The 21007-nt window shown below is 73.9% G+C and carries 23 protein-coding genes and 1 pseudogene; 17 read left to right on the top strand and 7 right to left on the bottom strand.

Annotated features, from left to right (window positions below):
- Positions 1–411 precede the first annotated feature (411 nt).
- The 3 genes and pseudogenes from ffh to CO540_RS12285 all read left to right on the top strand — a co-directional run bounded on the left by ffh (position 412) and on the right by CO540_RS12285 (position 3713).
- Positions 412–1965, top strand: coding sequence for a signal recognition particle protein (gene ffh / locus CO540_RS12295; protein ID WP_099162141.1), 1554 nt, complete (start codon positions 412–414; stop codon positions 1963–1965).
- 69 nt (positions 1966–2034) lie between these two features.
- Positions 2035–2616 carry a Uma2 family endonuclease gene (locus tag CO540_RS12290; RefSeq protein ID WP_099162140.1) on the top strand — a complete coding sequence of 194 codons (582 nt, stop codon included), beginning with the start codon at positions 2035–2037 and terminating at the stop codon, positions 2614–2616.
- 18 nt (positions 2617–2634) lie between these two features.
- A pseudogene (locus CO540_RS12285) lies at positions 2635–3713 on the top strand (amidohydrolase family protein).
- 10 nt (positions 3714–3723) lie between these two features.
- Here the strand turns inward: CO540_RS12285 and CO540_RS12280 are convergent.
- The gene (locus CO540_RS12280; protein WP_099162139.1) at positions 3724–4299 is read right to left on the bottom strand and encodes a TetR family transcriptional regulator; all 576 of its coding nucleotides are present in this window, start codon (positions 4297–4299) and stop codon (positions 3724–3726) included.
- A gap of 92 nt (positions 4300–4391) precedes the next feature.
- Between CO540_RS12280 and proS the strand changes: the two genes are divergently transcribed.
- The 12 genes from proS to CO540_RS12220 all read left to right on the top strand — a co-directional run bounded on the left by proS (position 4392) and on the right by CO540_RS12220 (position 12629).
- Positions 4392–5798, top strand: a complete 1407-nt coding sequence (gene proS, locus CO540_RS12275; RefSeq protein ID WP_099162138.1) for a proline--tRNA ligase — start codon at positions 4392–4394, stop codon at positions 5796–5798.
- Between the two features lie 75 nt (positions 5799–5873).
- On the top strand, positions 5874–6521 hold the full coding sequence (locus tag CO540_RS12270; RefSeq protein ID WP_099164731.1) for a DUF402 domain-containing protein: 648 nt from the start codon (positions 5874–5876) through the stop codon (positions 6519–6521).
- Positions 6522–6762: 241 nt separating this feature from the next.
- Entirely contained in the window at positions 6763–7218 is a 456-nt protein-coding gene (gene rpsP, locus CO540_RS12265) for a 30S ribosomal protein S16 (RefSeq protein ID WP_091580292.1), read from the top strand.
- Positions 7193–7453 (top strand): RNA-binding protein, encoded by a 261-nt coding sequence (locus CO540_RS12260; RefSeq protein ID WP_172967834.1) that lies wholly within the window; start codon positions 7193–7195, stop codon positions 7451–7453. The genes rpsP and CO540_RS12260 overlap by 26 nt, the downstream gene beginning before the upstream one ends.
- Complete coding sequence (rimM, locus tag CO540_RS12255) at positions 7453–7992, top strand: ribosome maturation factor RimM (RefSeq protein WP_091580288.1); 540 nt, start codon at positions 7453–7455, stop codon at positions 7990–7992. Before CO540_RS12260 ends, rimM begins: the two co-directional genes overlap by 1 nt.
- Before the next feature lie 13 nt (positions 7993–8005).
- Positions 8006–8794 (top strand): tRNA (guanosine(37)-N1)-methyltransferase TrmD, encoded by a 789-nt coding sequence (gene trmD / locus CO540_RS12250; protein WP_099162137.1) that lies wholly within the window; start codon positions 8006–8008, stop codon positions 8792–8794.
- Positions 8795–8938: 144 nt separating this feature from the next.
- Positions 8939–9298, top strand: coding sequence for a 50S ribosomal protein L19 (gene rplS, locus CO540_RS12245; protein WP_018786333.1), 360 nt, complete (start codon positions 8939–8941; stop codon positions 9296–9298).
- A 169-nt stretch (positions 9299–9467) separates the two neighbouring features.
- A complete protein-coding gene (gene lepB / locus CO540_RS12240; protein ID WP_091580281.1) occupies positions 9468–10349 on the top strand; it encodes a signal peptidase I in 882 nt (293 codons plus the stop codon).
- Positions 10346–10978 (top strand): signal peptidase I, encoded by a 633-nt coding sequence (gene lepB, locus CO540_RS12235; protein WP_099162136.1) that lies wholly within the window; start codon positions 10346–10348, stop codon positions 10976–10978. The genes lepB (CO540_RS12240) and lepB (CO540_RS12235) overlap by 4 nt, the downstream gene beginning before the upstream one ends.
- Before the next feature lie 57 nt (positions 10979–11035).
- On the top strand, positions 11036–11503 hold the full coding sequence (locus CO540_RS12230) for an NUDIX hydrolase (RefSeq protein ID WP_099162135.1): 468 nt from the start codon (positions 11036–11038) through the stop codon (positions 11501–11503).
- The gene (locus CO540_RS12225; RefSeq protein WP_099162134.1) at positions 11497–12309 is read left to right on the top strand and encodes a ribonuclease HII; all 813 of its coding nucleotides are present in this window, start codon (positions 11497–11499) and stop codon (positions 12307–12309) included. The genes CO540_RS12230 and CO540_RS12225 overlap by 7 nt, the downstream gene beginning before the upstream one ends.
- Positions 12306–12629, top strand: coding sequence for a DUF2469 domain-containing protein (locus CO540_RS12220; RefSeq protein ID WP_011905215.1), 324 nt, complete (start codon positions 12306–12308; stop codon positions 12627–12629). Before CO540_RS12225 ends, CO540_RS12220 begins: the two co-directional genes overlap by 4 nt.
- Positions 12630–12665: 36 nt before the next feature.
- On the opposite strand, the gene CO540_RS12215 is transcribed toward CO540_RS12220, so the two are convergent.
- Both CO540_RS12215 and CO540_RS12210 read right to left on the bottom strand, forming a co-directional pair.
- Positions 12666–13772, bottom strand: a complete 1107-nt coding sequence (locus CO540_RS12215; RefSeq protein WP_099162133.1) for a sulfite oxidase — start codon at positions 13770–13772, stop codon at positions 12666–12668.
- The gene (locus CO540_RS12210; protein WP_099162132.1) at positions 13769–14419 is read right to left on the bottom strand and encodes a class I SAM-dependent methyltransferase; all 651 of its coding nucleotides are present in this window, start codon (positions 14417–14419) and stop codon (positions 13769–13771) included. Before CO540_RS12210 ends, CO540_RS12215 begins: the two co-directional genes overlap by 4 nt.
- Before the next feature lie 133 nt (positions 14420–14552).
- On the opposite strand from CO540_RS12210, the gene CO540_RS12205 reads away from it, so the two are divergent.
- Entirely contained in the window at positions 14553–15125 is a 573-nt protein-coding gene (locus tag CO540_RS12205) for a murein hydrolase activator EnvC (RefSeq protein WP_253866632.1), read from the top strand.
- A 13-nt stretch (positions 15126–15138) separates the two neighbouring features.
- Here CO540_RS12205 and CO540_RS12200 read toward each other — a convergent pair whose 3' ends face one another.
- Together CO540_RS12200 and CO540_RS12195 are read right to left on the bottom strand one after the other, a co-directional pair.
- Entirely contained in the window at positions 15139–16320 is a 1182-nt protein-coding gene (locus CO540_RS12200; protein WP_099162130.1) for an aminotransferase class V-fold PLP-dependent enzyme, read from the bottom strand.
- A gap of 86 nt (positions 16321–16406) precedes the next feature.
- Positions 16407–17438, bottom strand: a complete 1032-nt coding sequence (locus tag CO540_RS12195) for a tyrosine recombinase XerC (protein WP_172968020.1) — start codon at positions 17436–17438, stop codon at positions 16407–16409.
- Positions 17439–17946: 508 nt separating this feature from the next.
- Between CO540_RS12195 and CO540_RS12190 the strand changes: the two genes are divergently transcribed.
- A complete protein-coding gene (locus tag CO540_RS12190) occupies positions 17947–18288 on the top strand; it encodes a hypothetical protein (RefSeq protein WP_099162128.1) in 342 nt (113 codons plus the stop codon).
- A 2-nt stretch (positions 18289–18290) separates the two neighbouring features.
- Here CO540_RS12190 and CO540_RS12185 read toward each other — a convergent pair whose 3' ends face one another.
- A complete protein-coding gene (locus tag CO540_RS12185) occupies positions 18291–19490 on the bottom strand; it encodes a DNA-processing protein DprA (RefSeq protein WP_172967833.1) in 1200 nt (399 codons plus the stop codon).
- On the bottom strand, positions 19487–21007 hold the full coding sequence (locus CO540_RS12180; protein ID WP_099162126.1) for a YifB family Mg chelatase-like AAA ATPase: 1521 nt from the start codon (positions 21005–21007) through the stop codon (positions 19487–19489). Before CO540_RS12180 ends, CO540_RS12185 begins: the two co-directional genes overlap by 4 nt.

The following is a 21007-nucleotide window of genomic DNA, read 5'->3' as shown; positions in this document are numbered from 1 at the left end:
AGCTGATAGCAGAAACGACTCAGTGGCGGGGTGACCGCGAGCGGGCGTGAGTCGTTCCTGCTATCAGCTCGACAGGGTGTTGGGGCTGTCATGACCCGGACGGGTGCTCCTCGGGCGCTGTGGTCGAAAGCCGTCGGCGGGATCCCGGCGAGGTCGGCCGGTTGGCAGGTCCCGCCGTGCCCGCCCGCTTCGGCGGTGGGCGGATCTCGTCGTCGCCGTGTCGGGCGCGGGGCGGGCGTGGGGTTCTCGGTGCCTTTGGAGCTGATAGCAGGAACGACTCAGCGGGCGCGGGGCGCGGGGCGCGGGGCGGCCGGGTCGGAGCGGGGGTGCGGGCGGCGGGCTACCCTAACGGTGGGCTGGACAGCCGGCCCGGCCGCTGTGCCCGCCGAAAACGACAAACGGGATGTTCGCGTGTTTGACACCTTGAGTGACCGCCTGTCCGGGATCTTCACCAAGCTCCGCGGCAAGGGTCGGCTCACCGACGCCGACATCGACGCCACCGCGCGCGAGATCCGGATGGCGCTGCTGGAGGCCGACGTCGCCCTGCCGGTGGTCAAGGGCTTCATCGCGAACGTCAAGGAGCGGGCCCGCGGGGCCGAGGTCTCCCAGGCGCTCAACCCGGCCCAGCAGATCGTCAAGATCGTCAACGAAGAGCTGATCAACATCCTCGGTGGCGAGGGCCGGCGGCTGCAGTTCGCCAAGAACCCGCCGACCGTGATCATGCTGGCCGGCCTCCAGGGTTCCGGCAAGACCACTCTCGCCGGCAAGTTGGCCCGCTGGCTCAAGGCCCAGGGGCACCAGCCGCTGCTGGTCGCCGCCGACCTCCAGCGCCCGAACGCCGTCGGGCAGCTCCAGGTGCTCGGTGGCCGGGCCGGCGTCGAGGTGTACGCCCCGGCGCCCGGCAACGGCGTCGGCGACCCGGTGCAGGTGGCCCGCGACTCGATCGAGCACGCCCGCCGGGCCGCCCGCGACATCGTCATCGTGGACACCGCCGGCCGGCTCGGCATCGACGCCGAGATGATGCAGCAGGCCGCGGACATCCGGGACGCGGTCCAGCCCGATGAGGTCGTCTTCGTCATCGACGCCATGGTCGGTCAGGACGCGGTCCGCACCGCCGAGGCGTTCCGCGACGGCGTCGGCATCACCGGCGTGGTGCTCTCCAAGCTCGACGGTGACGCCCGCGGTGGCGCGGCGCTCTCCGTCCGGGAGGTCACCGGCCAGCCGATCCTCTTCGCCTCCACCGGCGAGAAGCTGGAGGACTTCGACGTCTTCCACCCCGACCGGATGGCCAGCCGGATCCTCGGCATGGGCGACGTCCTCACCCTGATCGAGCAGGCCGAGGCGGCCTTCGACTCCGATCAGAAGGAGAAGATGACCGCCAAGCTGATGGGTGGGGAGACCTTCACGCTGGAGGACTTCCTCGATCAGCTCATCGCGGTCCGGCGGATGGGTCCGATCGCCAACGTGCTGGCCATGATGCCCGGCATGGGGCAGATGAAGGACCAGATCGCCGAGCTGGACGACAAGCACTTCGACCGGGTCACCGCGATCATCCGGTCGATGACCCCGACCGAGCGCACCAACCCGAAGATCATCAACGGTTCCCGGCGCGCCCGCATCGCCAGCGGCTCCGGCGTCACGGTGATGGACGTCAATCAGCTGCTCAACCGCTTCGCCGACGCGCAGAAGATGATGAAGCAGATGGGCGGCATGATGGGCCTGCCCGGCGGCGGCCGGCGCAAGGCGACAAAGTCGCCGAAGAACAAGCGCAAGGGCACCAAGGGCGGCGGTCGGCCGCGTACCGGCGCGGGCGTGCCGGGCGGTTTCCCGGGCGGCATGCCGCAGCTCCCGCCGGGCCTGGACCCGGGCGACCTGGCCGGTGGGCAGGGCCTGCCGCCCGGCTTCAAGCTGCCGAAGATCGACTTCAACAAGCTCGGCAAGGGCGGCGACAAGGGCCCGCGCTGACGCGTGTCGGTGACGGTGGGCGACGTCATCCTCTCCTAGGGTGATGTCGCCCCCTGGAAGGAGATGTCAATGACCGCGGCCCCGATCCTGCCGGAGCGGCCCGAGTGGACGGTCGACGACCTGGGTGAGCTGCCCAAGGACCTTCCGTACGAACTGATCAACGGAAGGTTGATCGTGCCGTCGCCCACCGCCCTGCACCAGGACCTGTGTGTCCGCCTGCTGCTCGCGCTCGAAGTCAACTGCCCGCCGGAGTTCCTGGCGACCATCGACCTGTCCATGCGGGTCGACCGCCGCAACGAGCCGCGTCCGGACGTGGTGGTGATCCGGCGCAGGCACGCCGGCCGCTCGCCGGTCCCGATCGAGGACACGCTGCTGGCCGTGGAGGTCGTCTCTCCGACGTCGCACTTTCGCGACCTCTACGACAAGGCGAGGGTCTACGCCCGCGCCGGGGTCCAGTCCTACTGGGTGGTGGACCCGCAGCACGAGCGGATCGCGCTGACCGAATACACGCTCGGCGGCGGCACCCGCGAGTACGAGCAGGTGACCCACACCGAGGACCTGTTCGTCACGGAGCGGCCGTGGAAGGTCTCGGTCGACCTGCCGGCGCTGACCGCGCGCCGCAACGACCTGCTGGCCGGCGAGGACGAGTGATCGGGTAGGACTGTGCACATGGCTCTGCACGTGCGCGGTGTGTTCCTTCCCGACGACGAGGTCCGGGACGTCTGGCTGGTCGACGACCGGGTGACCTTCGAACCGGTGCCGGGCGCCGAGACGGTGGCCGACGGCGGCTACGTGCTGCCCGGCCTGACCGACGCGCACTGCCACATCGGCATCGCCCGGGGCGGCGCCCCGATCACCTCCCTCGACCAGGCGCGGGAGCTGGCCCGGATCGACCGGGACGCCGGCGTGCTGGCGATCCGCGACGCCGGATCGCCGTACCCGTATCCCGAGTTGGAGGACGAGCCGGGACTGCCGCGACTGGCCCGCGCCGGCCGGCACGTCGCGCCGCCGAAGCGTTACCTGCGCGACATCGGCGTGGAGGTCGGCGCCGCCGAGGTGGCCGCGACCGTGGCCGCGCAGGCCGCCGCCGGCAACGGCTGGGTCAAGCTGGTCGGCGACTGGATCGACCGGGGGTGGGCGACCTCGCCCCGGCCTGGGACGCCGACACGATGACCGCGGCGGTCGCCGCCGCGCACGCCGCCGGGGTACGCGCCGCGGTGCACACGTTCTCCGAGTCGGCCGTGGAGATCATGGTGCGGGCCGGGGTGGACTCGGTGGAGCACGGCACCGGGCTGAGCCTCGACCTGATCGACCTGATGGCCCGGCAGGGCACCGCGCTGGTTCCCACCATGATCAACATCCGGACGTTCGGCCACATCGCGGAGCAGGCCCGACCGAAGTTTCCCGGGTACGCCGACCACATGCTGGCCCTGCGCGACCGCTTCCCCGACGTGGTCCGCGCCGCGCACGAGGCCGGGGTGCCGATCTACGTCGGCACCGACGCGGGCGGCGGCATCGACCACGGGCTGGCGGCCGAGGAGATGCTGCTGCTGCACGAGCAGGCCGGCATGGCGGCCGAGGACGTGCTCGCCGCCGCCTCCTGGCGGGCCCGGGAGTGGCTCGGCTTCCCCGGCCTGGTCGAGGGCGGCCTCGCCGACCTGGTGGTCTACCCCGAGGACCCGCGCCGCGACCTGCGCGTGGTCCGGTCGCCCAGCCGCATCGTGCTGCGCGGCCGGGTGGTCCGCTGACCGCGACGGCTCAGCGCGGCGAGGCGGAGGCGACGAAGAGGAGCACGGCCAGGTCGGCCAACCTCTCGGCGGTCTCGTCCACCGGCGCCTGGGGCAGCACGATGTGGCTCACCACCAGGCGGACGATGCTGTCGGCCGCGAAGGTCAGGGCCGCCGGGTCGGCGTCGGGCAGGTGGCACCCCGCCCACTCCAGCAGCGCGGTGGTCGACTCGGTGAGGACCAGCTCGGAGCGGGTGGTCAGGTAGGGCAGCAGCTCGTCCGAACCGCCCCGGGCGCTGGTCAGGATCGCCTTGACCAGCGGATTGTCGGCGGCGGAGGCGAGCGTGCGGCGGATCGCGGCGTATGCGGCGGCGTGGACGTCGGCGCCGTGCTCGGCGAGCGCGGCGCGCACCTCACCGACGAACCGGTCCACCTCGCGCCGGGCCAGTGCCTCGGCCAGACCCGCCTTGGTGCCGAACTCGTTGTAGACCGTCTGCCGGCTGACCCCGGCTGCCTCGGCCACCGCGCCCATCCGCACGCCGTCCCAGCCGCAGGCCACGGTCTGGGCCCGGGCGGCGTCGACGATCGCGTCCCGTGCCTCACCCATCGTCGTCGAAGTCTACGGCCGGCGGGCCCGACACGGCGCCCGCCGGCTCCCCGACGCAGCGGCGGCTCGCCCGGCGCATAGGATGTGCGGTCATGGCACGCGTGCTCACTCCCCGTGCGGAGGACTTTCCCCGCTGGTACCAGGACCTGATCGCCAAGGCGAAGCTGGCCGACAACGGACCGGTGCGGGGCACCATGGTCATCCGACCGGCCGGCTACGCCATCTGGGAGCGGATGCAGGCCGAGATGGACGCCCGGATCAAGGCGGCCGGCGCGGAGAACGCCTACTTCCCGCTGTTCATCCCGGAGAGCTACCTCAAGCGGGAGGCCGAGCACGTCGAGGGCTTCTCGCCGGAGCTGGCCGTGGTCACCCACGGCGGCGGCAAGCAGCTCGCCGAGCCGGTGGTGGTGCGTCCCACCAGCGAGACGGTCATCGGTGAGTTCATGGCCAAGTGGATCGACTCCTACCGGGACCTGCCGCTGCTGCTCAACCAGTGGGCCAACGTGGTCCGCTGGGAGCTGCGCCCGCGGATCTTCCTGCGCACCAGCGAGTTCCTCTGGCAGGAGGGGCACACCGCGCACGCCACCCGTGCGGACGCGCGGGCCTACGCCCGGCGGATCCTGCACGAGGCGTACGAGGACCTGATGGTCAACGTGCTGGGCATCCCGGTGGTGGTCGGCCTGAAGACCGCCCGGGAGCGCTTCGCCGGCGCCACCGCCACGTACACGTGCGAGGGCATGATGGGCGACGGCAAGGCGCTGCAGATGGGCACCAGCCACGAGCTGGGCCAGAACTTCGCCAAGGCGTTCGACATCAGCTACTCCTCGGCCGAGGGCGGCCGGGAGCACGCCTGGACCACCTCCTGGGGCACCTCCACCCGGATGCTCGGCGGCCTGATCATGTGCCACGGCGACGACAACGGGCTGCGGGTGCCGCCGAAGCTGGCGCCGGTCCAGGCGTACGTGATGATCGTCAAGGACGGCGAGGGCGTGAGCGAGGCGGCGGCCAAGCTCCGCGACGCGCTGCGCGACGCCGGGGTCCGGGTCGCGCTGGACGACCGGACCGACACCGCGTTCGGCCGCCGCGCCGTCGACGCCGAGCTGCGCGGCTACCCGGTCCGCGTCGAGGTCGGTCCCCGTGACCTGGCCGCCGGCAACGCGGTGGTGGTCCGGCGTACGGACGGCTCGAAGGCCCCGACGCCGGTGGCCGACGTGGTCGGCGCGGTCCTGGCCGCGCTGGAGGCCGACCAGCGGGCGCTGCACGACCAGGCGCTGGAGTTCCGCCGGTCCCGCACCGTCGAGGTGTCGACGCTGGCCGAGGCGATCGAGGCGTCCGCCACCGGTTGGGCCATGGTGCCGTGGTCGGCGGTCGGCGTGCCCGGTGAGGCCGAGGCGAACGCGCAGGGTGTGACGGTCCGCTGCCTGCTGCGGGCCGACGGCTCGGTGCCCGACTCCGAGGACGAGCCCGACCTGGTCGCCATCCTGGCCCGCGCCTACTGAGATGCAAGGAAGGGCCCCTTGTTAACGCCCTCGGTAGGGCAAGGGGCCCCTCTTAACACGTCAGGGATGGTGAGCGTGCGCTTCGAACCCGGCCGTCTGGTTCTGCACCGCAACGTGCGGCGCGGACGGATCGGATGGGTCCGCGCGGCCCGCGTGGTCTCCGACGACGAGCGGGGGCTGCTGCTCTGGGTGGCGCGGAAGGCGCCCGTCGCGCACGAGGTGACCGCCGCCGGGCTCGGGATGCGCGCGGTGCCGTTCACCGAGTGGATCACCTCCGGGTACGCCCTGGCGCGCGGTACGTGGAACGGTCCGCCGGTGCTGAAGTTCCTGCCCACCGGCGCCGCCCACTCGGTCTGGTGGTTCCGCGACGCCGGGGACCGGTTCCAGAGCTGGTACGTCAACCTGGAGGAGCCCGGGGTCCGCTGGGACGACGGGGCGGTGGCCGGGGTCGACGTGGTGGACCAGGACCTCGACGTGGTGGTGCGTCCGGACCTGAGCTGGGAGTGGAAGGACGAGGACGAGTTCACCGAGCGGCTCGCCTTCCCGGAGCACTACTGGGTGGCCGACGAGAAGGCGGTCCGCGCGGAGGGGGAGCGGGTGATCCGCCTGGCCGAGGCGGGGGCGTTCCCCTTCGACGGCACCTGGTGCGACTTCACCCCACCCGCCGAGTGGGACGTACCGGACGAACTGCCGCCCGGATGGGACCGGCCACCGGTCCGCTGAGCGTGTGTCGTTCGTCACGGACGACCGCTCCCGGGCGTACGGTCCGGGTCCGGTGCGAGAGATCCGGTACGGATCTGGCAGAATGGTCCGCTGGTATCCGGCGCGCGTCCGGCGCCCTCTAACCCGGACGCGTCGTCAGTTCACCGAGCAGTCTCCGGCCCAAACCCCACTGTGCCGGTCGGCGCTCACCCGCCACACCGCCCGTACGGGCCGGTGAGATCGCAACAGGAGCGAAACAACTGTGGCCGTAAAGATCCGGCTCCTGCGGATGGGCAAGATCCGCAACCCGCAGTACCGCATCGTCATCGCCGACTCGCGCACCAAGCGTGACGGTCGCGCGATCGAGTTCGTCGGTGTGTACCAGCCGAAGGAAGACCCTTCGGTGATCGAGGTCAAGTCGGAGCGGGTCCAGTACTGGCTGTCGGTCGGCGCTCAGCCGAGCGAGGCCGTGCAGCGCCTGCTGGAGCTGACCGGTGACTGGCAGAAGTTCAAGGGCCTGCCGGCCCCGCCGCCGCTGAAGGTCGCCCCGGAGCGGGCCGACCGCAAGGCGGCGTACGAGGCCGAGGCGAAGGCCGCCGCTGGCGTGGCGGAGACCCCGGCCAAGCCGGCCAAGAAGGCCGCCAAGGCCGAGGAGCCGAAGGCCGCCGAGCCCAAGGCCGAGGAGCAGACCGGTGCAGAGTCCGGCGAGCAGGCCTGACATGGCGCTGCGTCCCGCCCTGGAGCACCTGGTCAAGGGGATCGTCGACCACCCGGACGACGTCCGGGTGCGGATGGTCGATTCCCGTCGGGGCAAGCGGCTCGAGGTCCGCGTGCACCCGGAGGATCTCGGCACGGTGATCGGGCGGTCCGGCCGGACCGCCAAGGCGCTGCGCCAGGTGATCGGCTCCATCGGCGGGCGTGGGGTACGCGTCGACATCGTCGACTCGTACTGATGCTTCTCGTCGTCGGCCGGATCGGCAAACCGCACGGCATCCGCGGAGAGGTCACCGTGGAGGTGCGGACCGATGAGCCCGAAGCACGGTTCGCGCCCGGTTCAGTGCTGCGCACTGAACCGGGCGCGGTTCCGGCCGAGCCCGGCGCCTGGCGGGTGCCGCCGGAGCTGACCGTCGAGTCGGCCCGTTGGCACCAGGGTCGGCTGCTGGTCGTCTTCGAGGGCGTGCTCGGCCGTGACGTGGCCGAGGCGCTGCGTAACACGCTGGTCGGTGTCGACAGCGCCGACGTGGCGCCGCCGGAGGACCCGGAGGAGTTCCACGACCACCAACTGGTCGGGCTCGCCGTGGTCACCCGGGACGGCGAGCGCCTCGGCGAGGTGGCCCGGATCGACCACGCCCCCGCCTCCGACCTGCTGGTGCTGCGGCGGCCCGAGGGGCCGCCCGCGCTCATTCCGTTCGTCAAGGCGATCGTGCCCGAGGTGGACCTCGCCGGCGGTCGCGTCGTCGTCGACCTGCCCAGTGGCCTGCTCGACCTGTAGCTGGAGCCACCGCATGCGCGTCGACATCGTGTCGATCTTCCCGGAGTACTTCGCCCCGCTGGACCTGTCGTTGATCGGCAAGGCCCGCGCGAACGGGCTGCTGCGGCTGGCCGTACACGATCTGCGGACCTGGACCCACGACGTGCACCGCACGGTCGACGACACGCCGTACGGCGGCGGTCCGGGCATGGTCATGCGGCCGGAGCCGTGGGGTGAGGCGCTGGACTCGCTGGCCCCCGACGAGCTGAGCCCGGACGGGCACACCCTGCCCCGGCTGCTCGTCCCGTCGCCGGCCGGCGTCCCGTTCACCCAGGCCGTGGCGCACGAGCTGGCCGCCGAGTCGCACCTGCTGTTCGCCTGCGGCCGCTACGAGGGCATCGACCAGCGGGTGCTGGAGCACGCGGCGACCCGGATGCGGGTGACCGAGGTCTCCCTCGGTGACTACGTGCTCTTCGGCGGCGAGGTGGCCGTGCTGGTGATCCTGGAGGCGGTCACCCGGCTGCTGCCCGGGGTGCTCGGCAACGCCGGCTCGCTGGACGAGGAGTCGCACGCCCACGGGCTGCTGGAGGCCCCGCTCTACACCAAGCCGGCGAACTGGCGCGGGCTCGACGTGCCCGAGGTGCTCCGCTCCGGCGACCACGCCCGGATCGCCCGCTGGCGGCGCGACGAGGCGCTGCGACGGACCGCGACCCGCCGCCCCGACATGATCGACGCGCTGCCTCCGGAGACGCTCGACGAGCGCGACCGGGCGGCGCTGGACCGGGGCGGGTTTTCCTCGTCGTCGGGGGATGTGGCAAAGTAGAGGGGTTGCCGCATCCGTCCACGCCGTGGGCGGCTGCGAGGACCTCCGACCGGGGCCGGTTCACGCCGGCCGCCACCCGGGGGTCAGAATCACCCGTTCGCGCATCGACTGACGATGCGCCGTGAGCCTCACGAGGACGCAGCGATGAACATCCTGGACGCCCTTGACGCCCAGTCGAAGCGCACCGACCTGCCCGACTTCCGCGCCGGTGACACCGTCAAGGTGCACGCGCGAGTCGTCGAGGGCAACCGGTCCCGGGTCCAGATCTTCCAGGGCGTCGTCATCCGCCGCCAGGGTGACGGTCTGCGCGAGACCTTCTCGGTCCGCAAGGTCAGCTTCGGTGTCGGTGTGGAGCGGACCTACCCGCTCAACGGCCCGGGCATCGACCGGATCGAGGTCGTGACCCGCGGTGACGTGCGGCGCGCCAAGCTCTACTACCTGCGCGAGCTGCGCGGCAAGAAGGCCAAGATCAAGGAGCTGCGGGAGAAGCAGCCGGCGAGCTGAATTCCCGCTCGCCACGCCGCCTGAACTGCGCGGATGTCGTATCGACCGGATCGCATTACCCTGGTCGGTACGGGCGCAGCCGGACGGCGGGAAGCAGTCCACTGCCGCCCGTGGGGTCTCCGAGGAGACTCCCGGGCGGTAGTGTCGTTTCGGCGGACCGGAGAGTGGCATGGTGCAGATGCTGGACGAGGACGGCACCGTCGATCCCTGGCGCCGGCGAGCCCGGCGCGGTCGCCGGCAGATGCCGCTCTGGCAGGAACTGCCGCTGCTGCTCATCGTGGCGTTCTGCCTGGCGGTGCTGATCCGCACGTTCCTGCTCCAGGCCTTCTTCATCCCCTCCGGATCGATGGAGAACACGCTGCTCATCGGCGACCGGGTGCTGGTCAACAAGGTCGTCTACGACGTCCGTGACCCGGTCCGGGGCGAGGTCGTGGTGTTCCGGGGCACCGACCGCTGGGTCGCCCAGGAGGCGCCCGCGCCGCCGACCAACCTCGCCGGCAAGGTCGGCCGGACGCTCGGTGACCTCGTCGGCGTCAGCCGGCCCGGCGAGAAGGACTTCATCAAGCGCGTCATCGGCGTGCCCGGCGACAAGGTCTGGTGCTGCGACGACGGCCGGGTGGTGGTCAACGGCGTGCCGCTGGACGAGCAGGCGTACGTCTCCGAGGACTCCCCGGTCGAGCTCCCGCCCAATCCCAAGGAGTGCCGGTCGCGGCAGTTCACCGAGGTGGTGGTGCCACCGGGGCAGATCTTCGTGATGGGCGACCACCGGCTGGTGTCGCAGGACGCCCGCTGTCAGGGCCCGGTGCCGATCGACAACGTCGTCGGCCGGGCGTTCATGATCGTCTGGCCGTCCCAGCGCTGGACCTCGTTGCCCGTGCCGAAGACGTTCTCCGACCTGCCCCGTCCGGACGCCGCGCCGGCGCGCCCGGCCCCGGTCGACCCGGACCCGGTGGGTGGGGTCGTCCTGATTCTCCCGGTCGCGGCGGCGCTGACTGTTCTCGCGGGTTCGGGGCGACCGCGCCGTACCGGGGGACGTAGGCTCCTCCCGTGATTGACGAGCAGACCGAGAAGCCGCGCAGCTCCTTCTGGAAGGAACTGCCCATCCTCCTGGGCGTGGCGATCCTGGTCGCAGTGCTGGTTCGTGCCTTCGTGCTGCAGACCTTCTTCATCCCGTCCCCGTCCATGGAGAACACCCTCAAGATCGACGATCGGGTGCTGGTCAACAAGCTGGTCTACGACTTCCGCTCGCCGCACCGGGGCGAGGTGATCGTGTTCAAGGCGCCCATCGAATGGAGCGGCAACCCCAACGGCGAGGACTTCATCAAGCGCGTGATCGGGGTCGGCGGCGACCACGTGGTCTGCTGCGACCGCACCGGTCCGCAGGAGCGGCTGATCATCAACGGCAAGCCGATCGACGAGCCGTTCATCTTCCCCGGCAACAAGCCGGCCGACCAGGACTTCGACATCACCGTGCCGAAGGGCCGGCTCTGGGTGATGGGCGACCACCGGGAGGCCTCCGGCGACTCGCTGGAGCACTGGCAGCAGTCCGGCGAGGACATCACCGAGGCCACCATCCCGGAGGGCGAGGTCGTCGGCCGGGCCTTCACCATCTTCTGGCCGGTCGGGCGGGCGACCTGGCTCACCGTGCCCGAGCAGTTCGACGGCATCCCCAACCCCTGACCCGCCACGGGTGGGAGGGCGTGGTCGTTCGTCACAGGCGTCTGGCAGGCTGGTCCGGTGACCGTCTACACCCCTCGTCGCGCCGCCCGGGTCATCCTGGTCGACGCGTCCGACCGGGTGCTGCTCTTCCAGGGCAGTGATCCGGCCCGGCCGGACCACCGCTACTGGTTCACCCCGGGCGGCGGGCTCGATCCCGGCGAGACCCCGGCCGAGGGCGCGGCGCGCGAGTTGGCCGAGGAGACCGGCCTGCGGCTTCTCCCGGCCGAGTTGGGGGCGCCGGTCTGGTCCGAGACGGTCGAGTTCCCGTTCGACGGGGTCTGGTACCGCCAGGAGCAGGAGTTCTTTCTCGCCCGGGTGGCCGGCTGGGAGGTCGACACCGCCGGTTTCGACGCGGTCGAGCGTGCCAGTGTGCACGGGCACCGCTGGTGGACCGTCGGCGAGCTGACCGCGACCGCCGATCGCTACTACCCGCCGGACCTGCCCGACCGGCTCGGCCGGGTGCTGACCGGGAGTGGCCCGTGCTGACCCCGCCGCGCACCGTGGTACGCCGCGACGGCGGGCTCTACGCGCTGGAGCGGGCGCTGCAACGGCGGGGCTTCCGGCACGTGGCGGGCGCCGACGAGGCGGGCCGGGGCGCCTGCGCGGGTCCGCTGGTGGCCGCCGCCGCGGTGCTGCCCGAGGGGCGGCGTGGCGAGATCGACGAGCTGGCCGATTCGAAGCTGCTCACCCCGGCGGCCCGTGAGCGGGTCTACGACGAGGTGGTGGCGCGCGCCCTGGCGTACGCCGTGGTGGTCATCCCGGCCGAGGAGGTCGACGCCCGCGGTCTGCACGTGTGCAACCTGGCCGCGATGCGCCGGGCCCTGGCCTCGCTCACCACCCGGCCGGAATACGTGCTGACCGACGGCTTCGGCGTCGACGGGCTCGACGTGCCGGGGCTGGCGGTCTGGAAGGGTGACCGGGTGGCCGCCTGCGTCGCGGCGGCGAGCGTGCTGGCCAAGGTCACCCGGGACCGGATCATGGTGGAACTGGACGGGCGGTTCCCCGGCTACGGCTTCGCCGAGCACAAGGGCTACATCACCGCGGAGCACAGCGCCGCGCTGCGCGAGCGGGGGCCGTGCCGGGAGCACCGTTTCTCGTACGTGAACGTCGCCGCCGTGTCCGGGCGGGACGGGCAGCCGCCCCGGGCCCGGCGCCCGGCCGCCCGACGGCCGGACGAGCCGATGGAGCGCTCCGGCGCGCCAGGGGGTACCGTCGGCGTGGCGTTGGGCGAGCAGCCGCGACCTCCGGCGTCGGTGGGGGAAGATGTGGTCATGGAAGGCGGAGTGCGATGAGCGCGGAAGATCTCGAGAAGTACGAGACCGAGATGGAGCTGCAGCTCTACCGGGAGTACCGCGACATTGTCCGCCAGTTCTCCTACGTGGTGGAGACCGAGCGCCGGTTCTACCTGGCCAACCAGGTTGACCTGCACGTCCGCAACTCGGACGGCGAGGTCTACTTCGAGGTCGAAATGCACGACGCGTGGGTGTGGGACATGTACCGTCCTGCCCGTTTCGTCAAGAACGTCCGAGTGATGACGTTCAAGGACGTCAATGTGGAAGAGCTCGAAAAGCCCGACATCTCGCTTCCCGCAGATTCCGGTTTCGGCAGCTGACCACGGCGGGCCCGGACGGCCCGCCGCGAGCACGGATCACTCCGCCGGCACGATCACCTCGACCCGCTGCACCAGGTTGTTCGCGAACCCGCCCCGGTTCCACGGCTGCTCGACCGGCTGGGTCCGCCCCGAGGCGTCCGTCGCCCGGGCGCCCAGCACGTACCGGCCGGGCGTCGCCGTCCAACGCACCGACCACCGGCGCCACGCCCACTCGCCCCCGGAGGGCACGTCCAGGTCCGCCGGCGTCCACGTCTCACCACCGTCGACGGTCACCTCGACCGACGTCACCGGCGCGTGCCCCGACCAGGCCCGACCGTCCACCGTGCACGGCCCCGGCCGCAGCACCCGGGTGCGGGACATGAAGTCCGGGAAGCCGGGCGGGCGCACCAGCGCGCGAGGTTCGATCCGGGTCACCGGCACCCCCGGGTCGTCGGCGTCCCGCCGCAGCCGGTAGGCCACCGCGTTCTGGTAGCCGTCGAACGGCTCGGTCGTCACCCGGATGTCGCGCAGCCACTTGACGTGCGCCATGCCGTACCAGCCCGGCACGATCAGTCGCACCGGCGCGCCGTGCTGCGGCAGCAGGGCAGCGCCGTTCATCTCGTACGCCAGCAGCACCTCCTCCCGCAGCGCGTCGGCCACCGGCAACGCCCGCTGGTAGTCCTGCTCGACGCCGCGCTCCACCCCGTGGTCGGCGCCGGTGAACACCACGTCCACCGCGTCGTCCGCCAGGCCGGCCTCGCGCAGCAGCGGGGCCAGCGGGGTGCCCGTCCACTCGGCGTTGCCCACGGCCTCCACCAGCCACGGCTGGCTGACCGGGCGGGGGTGCAGCAGCGCCCGGCCGTTGCCCGCGCACTCCAGCGTGACCCGGTGGGTGACCCGGTGGAGTGCCCGCAGCGCCGCCAGGTCGAGCCGCAGCGGCCGCCGCACCGCCCCGGACACGGTGAGCGCGTGCGTGGCCGGGTCGACGTCCGGGATGTCGTAGTGGATGAGCAGGTAGTGCAGGCCGGCCGGGGTCACGTCGTAGCGCAACGCCTCCAGCGGGATGCCGTGGTTGCGCGCCGCCAGCTGGAGCTCCTCGGCGCTGATCGCCTCGTCCGGCCCGGCGACCCGGGACGGCCGGCTCACGTCGTCCACTGTGGTCACGACTGCTCCAACCGGTCGTAGCCGACGAACTCGAACATCCGCGCGCCGGCCGCCAGCGGGCGGGGAGCGCCGGTGAAACGGTGCGCGCCGACGCCCACGCCGTCGGCCGGGCTGCTCACCGCGACCGGATCGAAGCCCTCCTCGGCGAACCAGTCGCAGATCGTGGGCACCAGGTCCGGCTCCCGCCGGTGCCGCGTCCACAGCACCGTGCCGCCGGTGGCGCAGAGCGACGCGCAGTGCCGCACGGTCGCCCGGATGTCGTCGTCGCCGATGTTGCCGAAGACGCCGCAGACCAGCACCAGGTCCGCCGGCGCCAGGTCGGCGTAGCGGTCGGTCACCGCCGCGTCCCCGGTGACCACCTCCACGCCGGTCAGCCCCGCGTCGGCGGCGGCCCGGCGGGCCAGCTCGGCGTTGCGCGGGTCCAGCTCGACCAGGCGGGCGGTCACGTCCCCGCCCCGGGGGTGGGTGGCGAGCACGGGGATCAGGTCGCGTCCCTGGCCGGCGCAGAGGCTGACCGCGCGCAGCGGACCGGGCGGCGCGGCGTCCAGCGCCTCGGTGACCCGGCGGCGCACCTCGACGAGTCGTCTCGACAGCGCCGAGTCGGGCTGGTCGTAGTCGCGGTGCCAGGCGTACCAGTCCTTCGTCACGCGGTCAGCATAGGCGGCCCGGCGCTAGCAGATCCGCCCCGAGATCGGGCGGCCGTCCACAACCCCGCCGTTGTCCACAGTGGCGACCACGCCAAGGTGACGACGGCCGCGCGGGGCGGGCAGAGTGCGCGGTGTGTGGACCTCGACCGGTCGCGTCGGCGCGGCCCTGCTGCTGACGCTGATCCTCACCCCGGCCGTGCCGACGGGTGCGCCGGCTGCCGTGCCGGCGGGTTCGGAACCGGTGGCGACGGGAGGCCGGACCCACGTCCGCGCCGCCGGGCCGTTCCGGTGGCCGCTGGCCGGCCGGGCCCTGGTGGTCCGCCGGTTCGATCCGCCGCCGCAGCCGTGGCTGGCCGGGCACCGCGGCGTGGACCTGGCCGGCGACCCGGGCGCCGAGGTGCGCGCGGCCGGCCCCGGGACGGTCCTGTTCGCCGGTCCGGTCGCCGGCCGACCGGTGGTCACCGTCGGGCACCGCGACGGGCTGCGCACCACCTACGAGCCGGTCCGGTCCCGCCTCGCCGCCGGCGCCCCCGTCGAGGCCGGCACGCCGATCGGTGAGCTGCGCGGCGGCCACCCGGGCTGCCCCGTCACGGCCTGCCTGCACTGGGGGCTGCGCCGGGGCGCCGACTACCTGGACCCGCTCGCGCTGCTCGGCTTCGGTCGCGCCCGGCTGCTCCCGCTCGACCCGACCCCGCCCGGCCCGTGAGCGGGCCGACCGGTCAGCCCTGGGCGAGCAGCGTGGGCAGGCGCACGGCCAGCCGGTCGTACTCCTCCGGGGTGTTGTAGACCTGGCCGCACAGGCGCAGGTAACCCCGCCCGTTCCAGCCGGCGACCGACACCTCCGCGCCGATCCGGTCCGCGATCCGGGCCCGCAGCTCCCGGGCCGTGTCCAGGGTGGTCGCGACGCCGGGCGGCAACGGGACGAGCCGCATGGCGACCGCCGGTCCGCCGGGCTCCGGCAGCCGCTCCGGCGCCACCCCGAGCGCGTCCCCGACGACCCGTTGCCCGTACGCGGCCAGTGCCGCGTTGTGCGCCCGGACGCGGTCCACGCCGAGGCTGCGCAGCGTGAACAGGCCGACCGGGGCGGCCAGCCAGCCGGTGTAGTCGAGCGTGGCCTGCCACTCGACCCGGGTCGGGAACCCGGCGTCCTGCTCCCACGAGACCACGAGCGGCTGGATGCGCTCGCGCCACCGCTCGGCGACCACCAGCGCGGCGGTGCCGCGCGGCGCGTACGCCCACTTGTGCAGGTTGCCGACCCAGAAGTCGGCGCCGACCGAGGCCACCGTGGTGGGCAGCATGCCCGGCGCGTGCGCCGCGTCCACCAGCACGGGCACGCCCTGCTCCCGGGCCACCGCGACCAGCGCCGAGGTCGGGAACAGCCGGGCGGTCGGCGAGGTGAGCTGGTCGACGATCAGCAGCCGGGTCCGCCCGGGACGCAGCCCGTCGCGGACGACCTCGACCAGTTCCTCGTCGGTGGCCGACAACGGCACCGGCAGGGTCCGGGACACCGCACCGGTCCGCGCGCACTCCCGCGCCACCGACAGGGCCACCGCCCCGTACCCGTGGTCGGTGGTCACCACCTCGTCGCCCGGGCGCAGGGCGAGCGACTGGAGCACGACGGCCGCGCCGGCGGTGACGTTGCCGACCAGGGTGGTGCCGTCGGAGTCGGCGCCGAGGAAGGTGGCCAGGTGCCGCCGGGCGTGGGCGATCCGGTCCACCAGCCCCTGGGTGAAGAACCGCAGCGGGTTCGACTCCATCTCGTCGCGCAGCCGTTGCTGGGCGCGCTGCACGGGGATCGGCACGGCGCCGAACGCGCCGTGGTTGAGGTGGCTGACGGACGGGTCGAGGGAGAAGAGCAGCCGAGCCCCCGGGATCGGCTCGGGCGGCTGCGGCACCGTCATCCGTCGATCGTAGCCCGTCGTGGATCATCGCCCGACCGCTTCCGCGCCCGCGGGCCCGGCGGCGGCCGGTGCGGTGCGACGGCGGGTCAGGCCCGGGGGTGTGCCTGCCGGTAGGCCGCCCGCAGCCGCTCGACCGAGACGTGGGTGTAGATCTGGGTGCTGGCGAGCGACGAGTGCCCCAGCAGTTCCTGCACGGCCCGCAGGTCGGCACCTCCTTCGAGCAGGTGGGTGGCGGCCGAGTGGCGCAGCCCGTGCGGGGTCACCCTCGGTAGCCCGGCCGCGCCGGACCAGCCGGCCACGATCCGCCGTGCGGTGGTCGGGTTGAGCCGCCCGCCCCGGGCCCCGAGCAGCAGCGCGCGGCCCGATCCCGGTGTCGCCAGACGCGGGCGGCCGTGCCGCAGCCACGCGTCCAGAGCCCGCTGCGCCGGCACGCCGTAGGGCACCGCGCGCTCGCGGCCGCCCTTGCCGAGCACGCGCACCACGCGGCGGGCCTGGTCGACGTCGGCGACGTCCAGACCGCAGGCTTCGCTGACGCGCACCCCCGTGCCGTAGAGCAGTTCGAGCAACAGCCGGTCCCGCAGCAGCGCCGCCCCGGTCGCGTCCTCCGGGGTCGCCGCGACCGGGGCAGCCGCCTCGCTCCGCTCGGCCGTGTCGCTCGGGTCCGCCGCGTCGCCGGCGGGAGCCGGGGCGGCCGTGCGACCGTCGGCAGGAGCCGTGTCGGCCGGGGTGGGGGCGTCCGCCGCACGCAGCGGGGCGTCCATCAGGGCGGCTGCCTGGTCGGCGCGCAGGACGGTGGGCAGCTCCCGGCCGGCCCGGGGGCTGGCGAGCGGCGCGGCGACGTCGTGGGGGAGCAGCCCGGACCGGTGCGCCCAGGCGCTGAAGGTGCGCGCGGCCGCCGCCCGCCGGGCCATGGTCGTCCGGGCGGCCCCCATGGTCCGCTGCTTGGCCAGCCAGCTGCGCAGCATCGCGAGGTCCAGCCCCGCCAGGTCGGCACAACCCATCCGGACCGCGTGGTCGAGCAGCGAGACGAGGTCGGTCACGTAGGCCCGGACGGTGTGCGCCGAACGGTCACGGACCCGCGACAGGTGGTCGGCGAAGTCGTCCACCGCCTCGCGCATCGGCGCCGGCAGCTCCTCGTGCGCGGCCCGGGTGCCGCGCCGCCGCTCACCCACCGACGGCCCCGGCCGCTTCGGGTCGGCGGTCGTGGTCGGAGTCGGATCCGATCGTGCGGGTGCGGACGGCCAACACCACCCCAGCGTACGGCCGGCACGCCCCGGCCCGCCGCCTCGGTCCCGCGCCCACGACGATCGACTCCACCCCGCCCGGGTGGCGGTGTCGGTGCCCGGGACACCGCCACCTCGGCGAGACGGCCTGCGCCGGCGACGCCCGGTCGTGGCGGCGCGCCGGGCGGGGTGGCAGAAGCGGCGCTGGACAGGGGAAACTCGAGTGGCGAGAAGGTGGTGGGGGGAACCGGCCACCGGGTCTCCGCCGTCGCCGACGGGTGACGCAGACCCTCCCGGGCGTCGGCGGGCGGCGGGGGTGGCGGGCGCCGGGCGGAAGGGTCGGGTCGGCGGCGATCGGCAGGGCGTCCCGCGACGGTGACGCCGGCACGAGAAGGGACCGGGCGTGGGAGTGGATGCCGTCCTCTACCGGCGGGTGCGGGCCGGCGCGGCCCGCCGCCCGCCCGCGTACGTCTCGATCGAGGTCGTCGCGGATCCGCGGGACGTGCTGCTCGACCTGCTCAAGCGGGTACGCGGCAGCGGTCGCACCCCGCTGCTGGACCGGGTCGACCCGCTCGGTGAGCTGGTCGTCGACGCCGGCCAGGTGCCGCAGCTGCTCACCGAGCTGCGTGGTCTGGCCGAGGCGGCCGGGGCGCCGGCGGAGGTCGACCAGATCCGCCGGCTGGCCCGGCTCGCCCGCCGTTGCCAGGAGAGCCGCGACGTCGAGATCCGGTTCGAGGGCGACTGACGTCACGACGGCCGCCGTCCCCGCCCGGTGGCGTCGGGGGGCGTGAGCGCGTATCCGCCGTCGCTCCGGCGCACCACCAGCTCCAGCTCCTCCAGCATGGACAGTTTTCGCATCGCGGTGCGCAGGTCCACGCCGGCCCGCGCCGCGACGCTCTCCAGGTCGAGGGCTCGACGGCGGGGCAGCGCCTCCAACACCTGGGTGGCCTCGTCGTCGAGCCGGTCCCTCGGCCGCTCGGCCGCCCGGGCCGGCGGCGCCAGGTCGTACCCGATCCGCCCGACCTCCTCCAGCACGTGCGCGACACCGGTGACCAGCCGGGCGTACGGCCGTTCCCGGAGCACCTCGTGCCCGCCCACCGACATGGCCGAGGTGACCGGACCCGGCACCACCATGGCAGGGCGGCCGAGCCCGAGCGCCCGGTTGAGCGTCTGGGTGGCGCCGCTGCGGGCGGCGGCCTCGACCAGCACCGTGCCCCTGGTGGCCGCCGCGATGACCCGGTTGCGGATGAGGAACCGGGGACGCAACGGCTCGGCGCCGGGCATCCACTCGCTCACCAGGAGGCCGGTCTCGGCGATCCGGTCGAAGAGCGCCGCGTTGCCCATCGGGTACGGGCGGTCCAGGCCGCAGGCCAGCACCGCGACGGTGCGCCCACCGGCGGTCAACGCCCCGCGGTGAGCCGCCGAGTCGATGCCGAACGCCCCGCCGGAGACGACCGTCCACTCCCGGTCGGCCAGTCCGTAGCCCAGCTCCGTGGCGACGTGCGAGCCGTAGGGGGTGGCCGCCCGCGCGCCGACCACGGCCACCGAACGCGCCAGTGTCTCGTCGAGCGGCCAGCCGCCGCGTACCCAGAAGCAGAGCGGCGGATCGGTCTCCACGTCGACCCGCCGGACGGCGTCGGGCAGCACCAGCCGGCGCAGCTCGCCGACCGGCGCCGGCCACTCGTCGTCCTCCGGCGTGACCAGCCGCGCCCCGAGCCGTTCGGCCCGGGCCAGGGCCTCGGCGGCCACCCGGCGCGCGTCACCGGCCGCCGTGCGGGCCGCGACGGCCGACCGGAGCGTCCGCTCCGGCGCGTCGCCGGCCAGCAGCAGGTCGAGCGTCGCCGCCGGGCCGATCCGCTCGACCAGGGCGTGGACCGATCGCGTGCCGGGCTCGGCGAGCCAGGTCAGCGCGACCCGGGCCAGCCGCTGCTCGTCGGTGGCGGTCACGCGCCCTCTCCCGTCCTGAGGTGGACGGCCTCCGCGACGTCCCCCTGGTCGGGGCGGTCCCGGCCGTCCAGGTCGGCGACCGTCCACGCGAGCCGGAGCACCCGGTCGTACCCGCGCGCCGAGAGCGAGCCGGTGTCGAGGCGGCGACGCAGCTCGCGGGTCACCCGCGCCGGCAGGTGCCACGGCGGGCGGCGCAGGTAGGGGCCGGGGACGTCGGCGTTCACCCGGTGCCCGGTGGCCGTCCAGCGGTCGGCGGCGGCCCGCCGGGCCACGGCCACCCGGGCGGCCACGGTCGCCGAGGACTCGTGCGGCGTGTCGGTGTGCAACAGCTCCGCCGCGCGCATCGCCGGCAGCTTGACCAGCACGTCGACGCGGTCGAGCAGGGGGCCGGAGAGCCGTCCCAGGTAGCGTCGCCGGGCCTGCGGCGTGCACTCGCAGTCGACGTCGCCGGACGGTTTCGCGCAGGGGCAGGGGTTGGCGGCCAGCACCAGCTGCGTCCGGGCCGGGTATTCGACGGCGCCCCGGGTGCGTGCCACCCGGACCAGACCACTCTCCAGCGGCTGGCGCAACGCCTCCAGGGCGCCCTTGCCGAACTCGGGCGCCTCGTCGAGGAAGAGCACGCCCCGGTGGGCCAGCGAGACCGCTCCGGGCCTCGCCAGCCCCGAACCGCCGCCGACCAGCGCGGGCACCGTGGCGGTGTGGTGCGGCGCCTGGAACGGGGGACGGCGCAGCAGGCCACCGCCGGGCGGCAGCAGCCCGGCGATCGAGTGCAGCGCGGTCACCTCCAGGGCGGCCTCGTCGTCCAGCTCGGGCAGGACCGACGGCAGCCGCTCGGCCAGCATGGTCTTGCCGGCGCCGGGCGGGCCGAGCAGGGCGAGGTGGTGGCCACCGGCGGCGGCGATCTCCAGGGCCCGGCGGCCGAGGGGCTGCCCGGCGACGTCGCTGAGGTCGGGCCCGACCGGGACGTCGGCCGGTGGCAGCGTGGCCGGGGCGAGCAGTGGCGTCCCGTTCCGGACGTGGGCGACGAGCCGGTGCAGCGTGTCGACCGCGTGGACCAGGACGCCGGGGATGACGGCCGCCTCGGCGGCGTTGCCGGCGGGCACGACCACGCGGGTGTATCCGGCCCGGGCGGCGGCGGCGACCATGGGCAGGGTGCCGCGCACCGGACGGACCGTGCCGTCGAGCCCGAGTTCGCCGAGGACGACGGTGGCGTCGAGGGCGACCGGGGGCAGCTCGCCGGAGCTGGCGAGGACCGCCACGGCGATGGCCAGGTCGAAGGCGGAGCCGTACTTGGGCAGCGTGGCGGGCAGCAGGTTGAGGGTGATCCGCCGGTTGGGCCACTTCTGGCCGGAGTTGACGATGGCGGCGCGGACCCGGTCGCGGGCCTCGTGCAACGCGGTGTCGGGCAGGCCGGAGATGACCACGGCGGGCAGGCCGGGGGCGAGGTCGGCCTCGACCGCCACGACGTGCCCGGCGACGCCGGCGAGGCCGACGCTGAGAATCTTGGCGTAGCCCAT

This window comes from Micromonospora sp. WMMA2032 (assembly GCF_002688545.1).
In the GTDB taxonomy this organism is placed as follows: Bacteria; Actinomycetota; Actinomycetes; order Mycobacteriales; family Micromonosporaceae; genus Micromonospora; species Micromonospora sediminicola.
The sequence above is the reverse complement of the archived record's forward strand: the minus strand, read 5'-3'. Positions and strand labels throughout refer to the sequence as shown.

What these genes read in the sequence shown, in the direction of transcription:
- CO540_RS12290 (WP_099162140.1), top strand. Translation starts at nt 2,035, where the DNA reads ATGACCGCGGCCCCGATCCTGCCGGAGCGGCCCGAGTGGACGGTCGAC.
- CO540_RS12280 (WP_099162139.1), bottom strand. Translation starts at nt 4,299, where the DNA reads ATGGGTGAGGCACGGGACGCGATCGTCGACGCCGCCCGGGCCCAGACC.
- proS (WP_099162138.1), top strand. Translation starts at nt 4,392, where the DNA reads ATGGCACGCGTGCTCACTCCCCGTGCGGAGGACTTTCCCCGCTGGTAC.
- rimM (WP_091580288.1), top strand. Translation starts at nt 7,453, where the DNA reads ATGCTTCTCGTCGTCGGCCGGATCGGCAAACCGCACGGCATCCGCGGA.
- trmD (WP_099162137.1), top strand. Translation starts at nt 8,006, where the DNA reads ATGCGCGTCGACATCGTGTCGATCTTCCCGGAGTACTTCGCCCCGCTG.
- rplS (WP_018786333.1), top strand. Translation starts at nt 8,939, where the DNA reads ATGAACATCCTGGACGCCCTTGACGCCCAGTCGAAGCGCACCGACCTG.
- lepB (WP_091580281.1), top strand. Translation starts at nt 9,468, where the DNA reads ATGGTGCAGATGCTGGACGAGGACGGCACCGTCGATCCCTGGCGCCGG.
- CO540_RS12220 (WP_011905215.1), top strand. Translation starts at nt 12,306, where the DNA reads ATGAGCGCGGAAGATCTCGAGAAGTACGAGACCGAGATGGAGCTGCAG.
- CO540_RS12200 (WP_099162130.1), bottom strand. Translation starts at nt 16,320, where the DNA reads ATGACGGTGCCGCAGCCGCCCGAGCCGATCCCGGGGGCTCGGCTGCTC.
- CO540_RS12195 (WP_172968020.1), bottom strand. Translation starts at nt 17,438, where the DNA reads ATGCGCGAGGCGGTGGACGACTTCGCCGACCACCTGTCGCGGGTCCGT.
- CO540_RS12180 (WP_099162126.1), bottom strand. Translation starts at nt 21,007, where the DNA reads ATGGGCTACGCCAAGATTCTCAGCGTCGGCCTCGCCGGCGTCGCCGGG.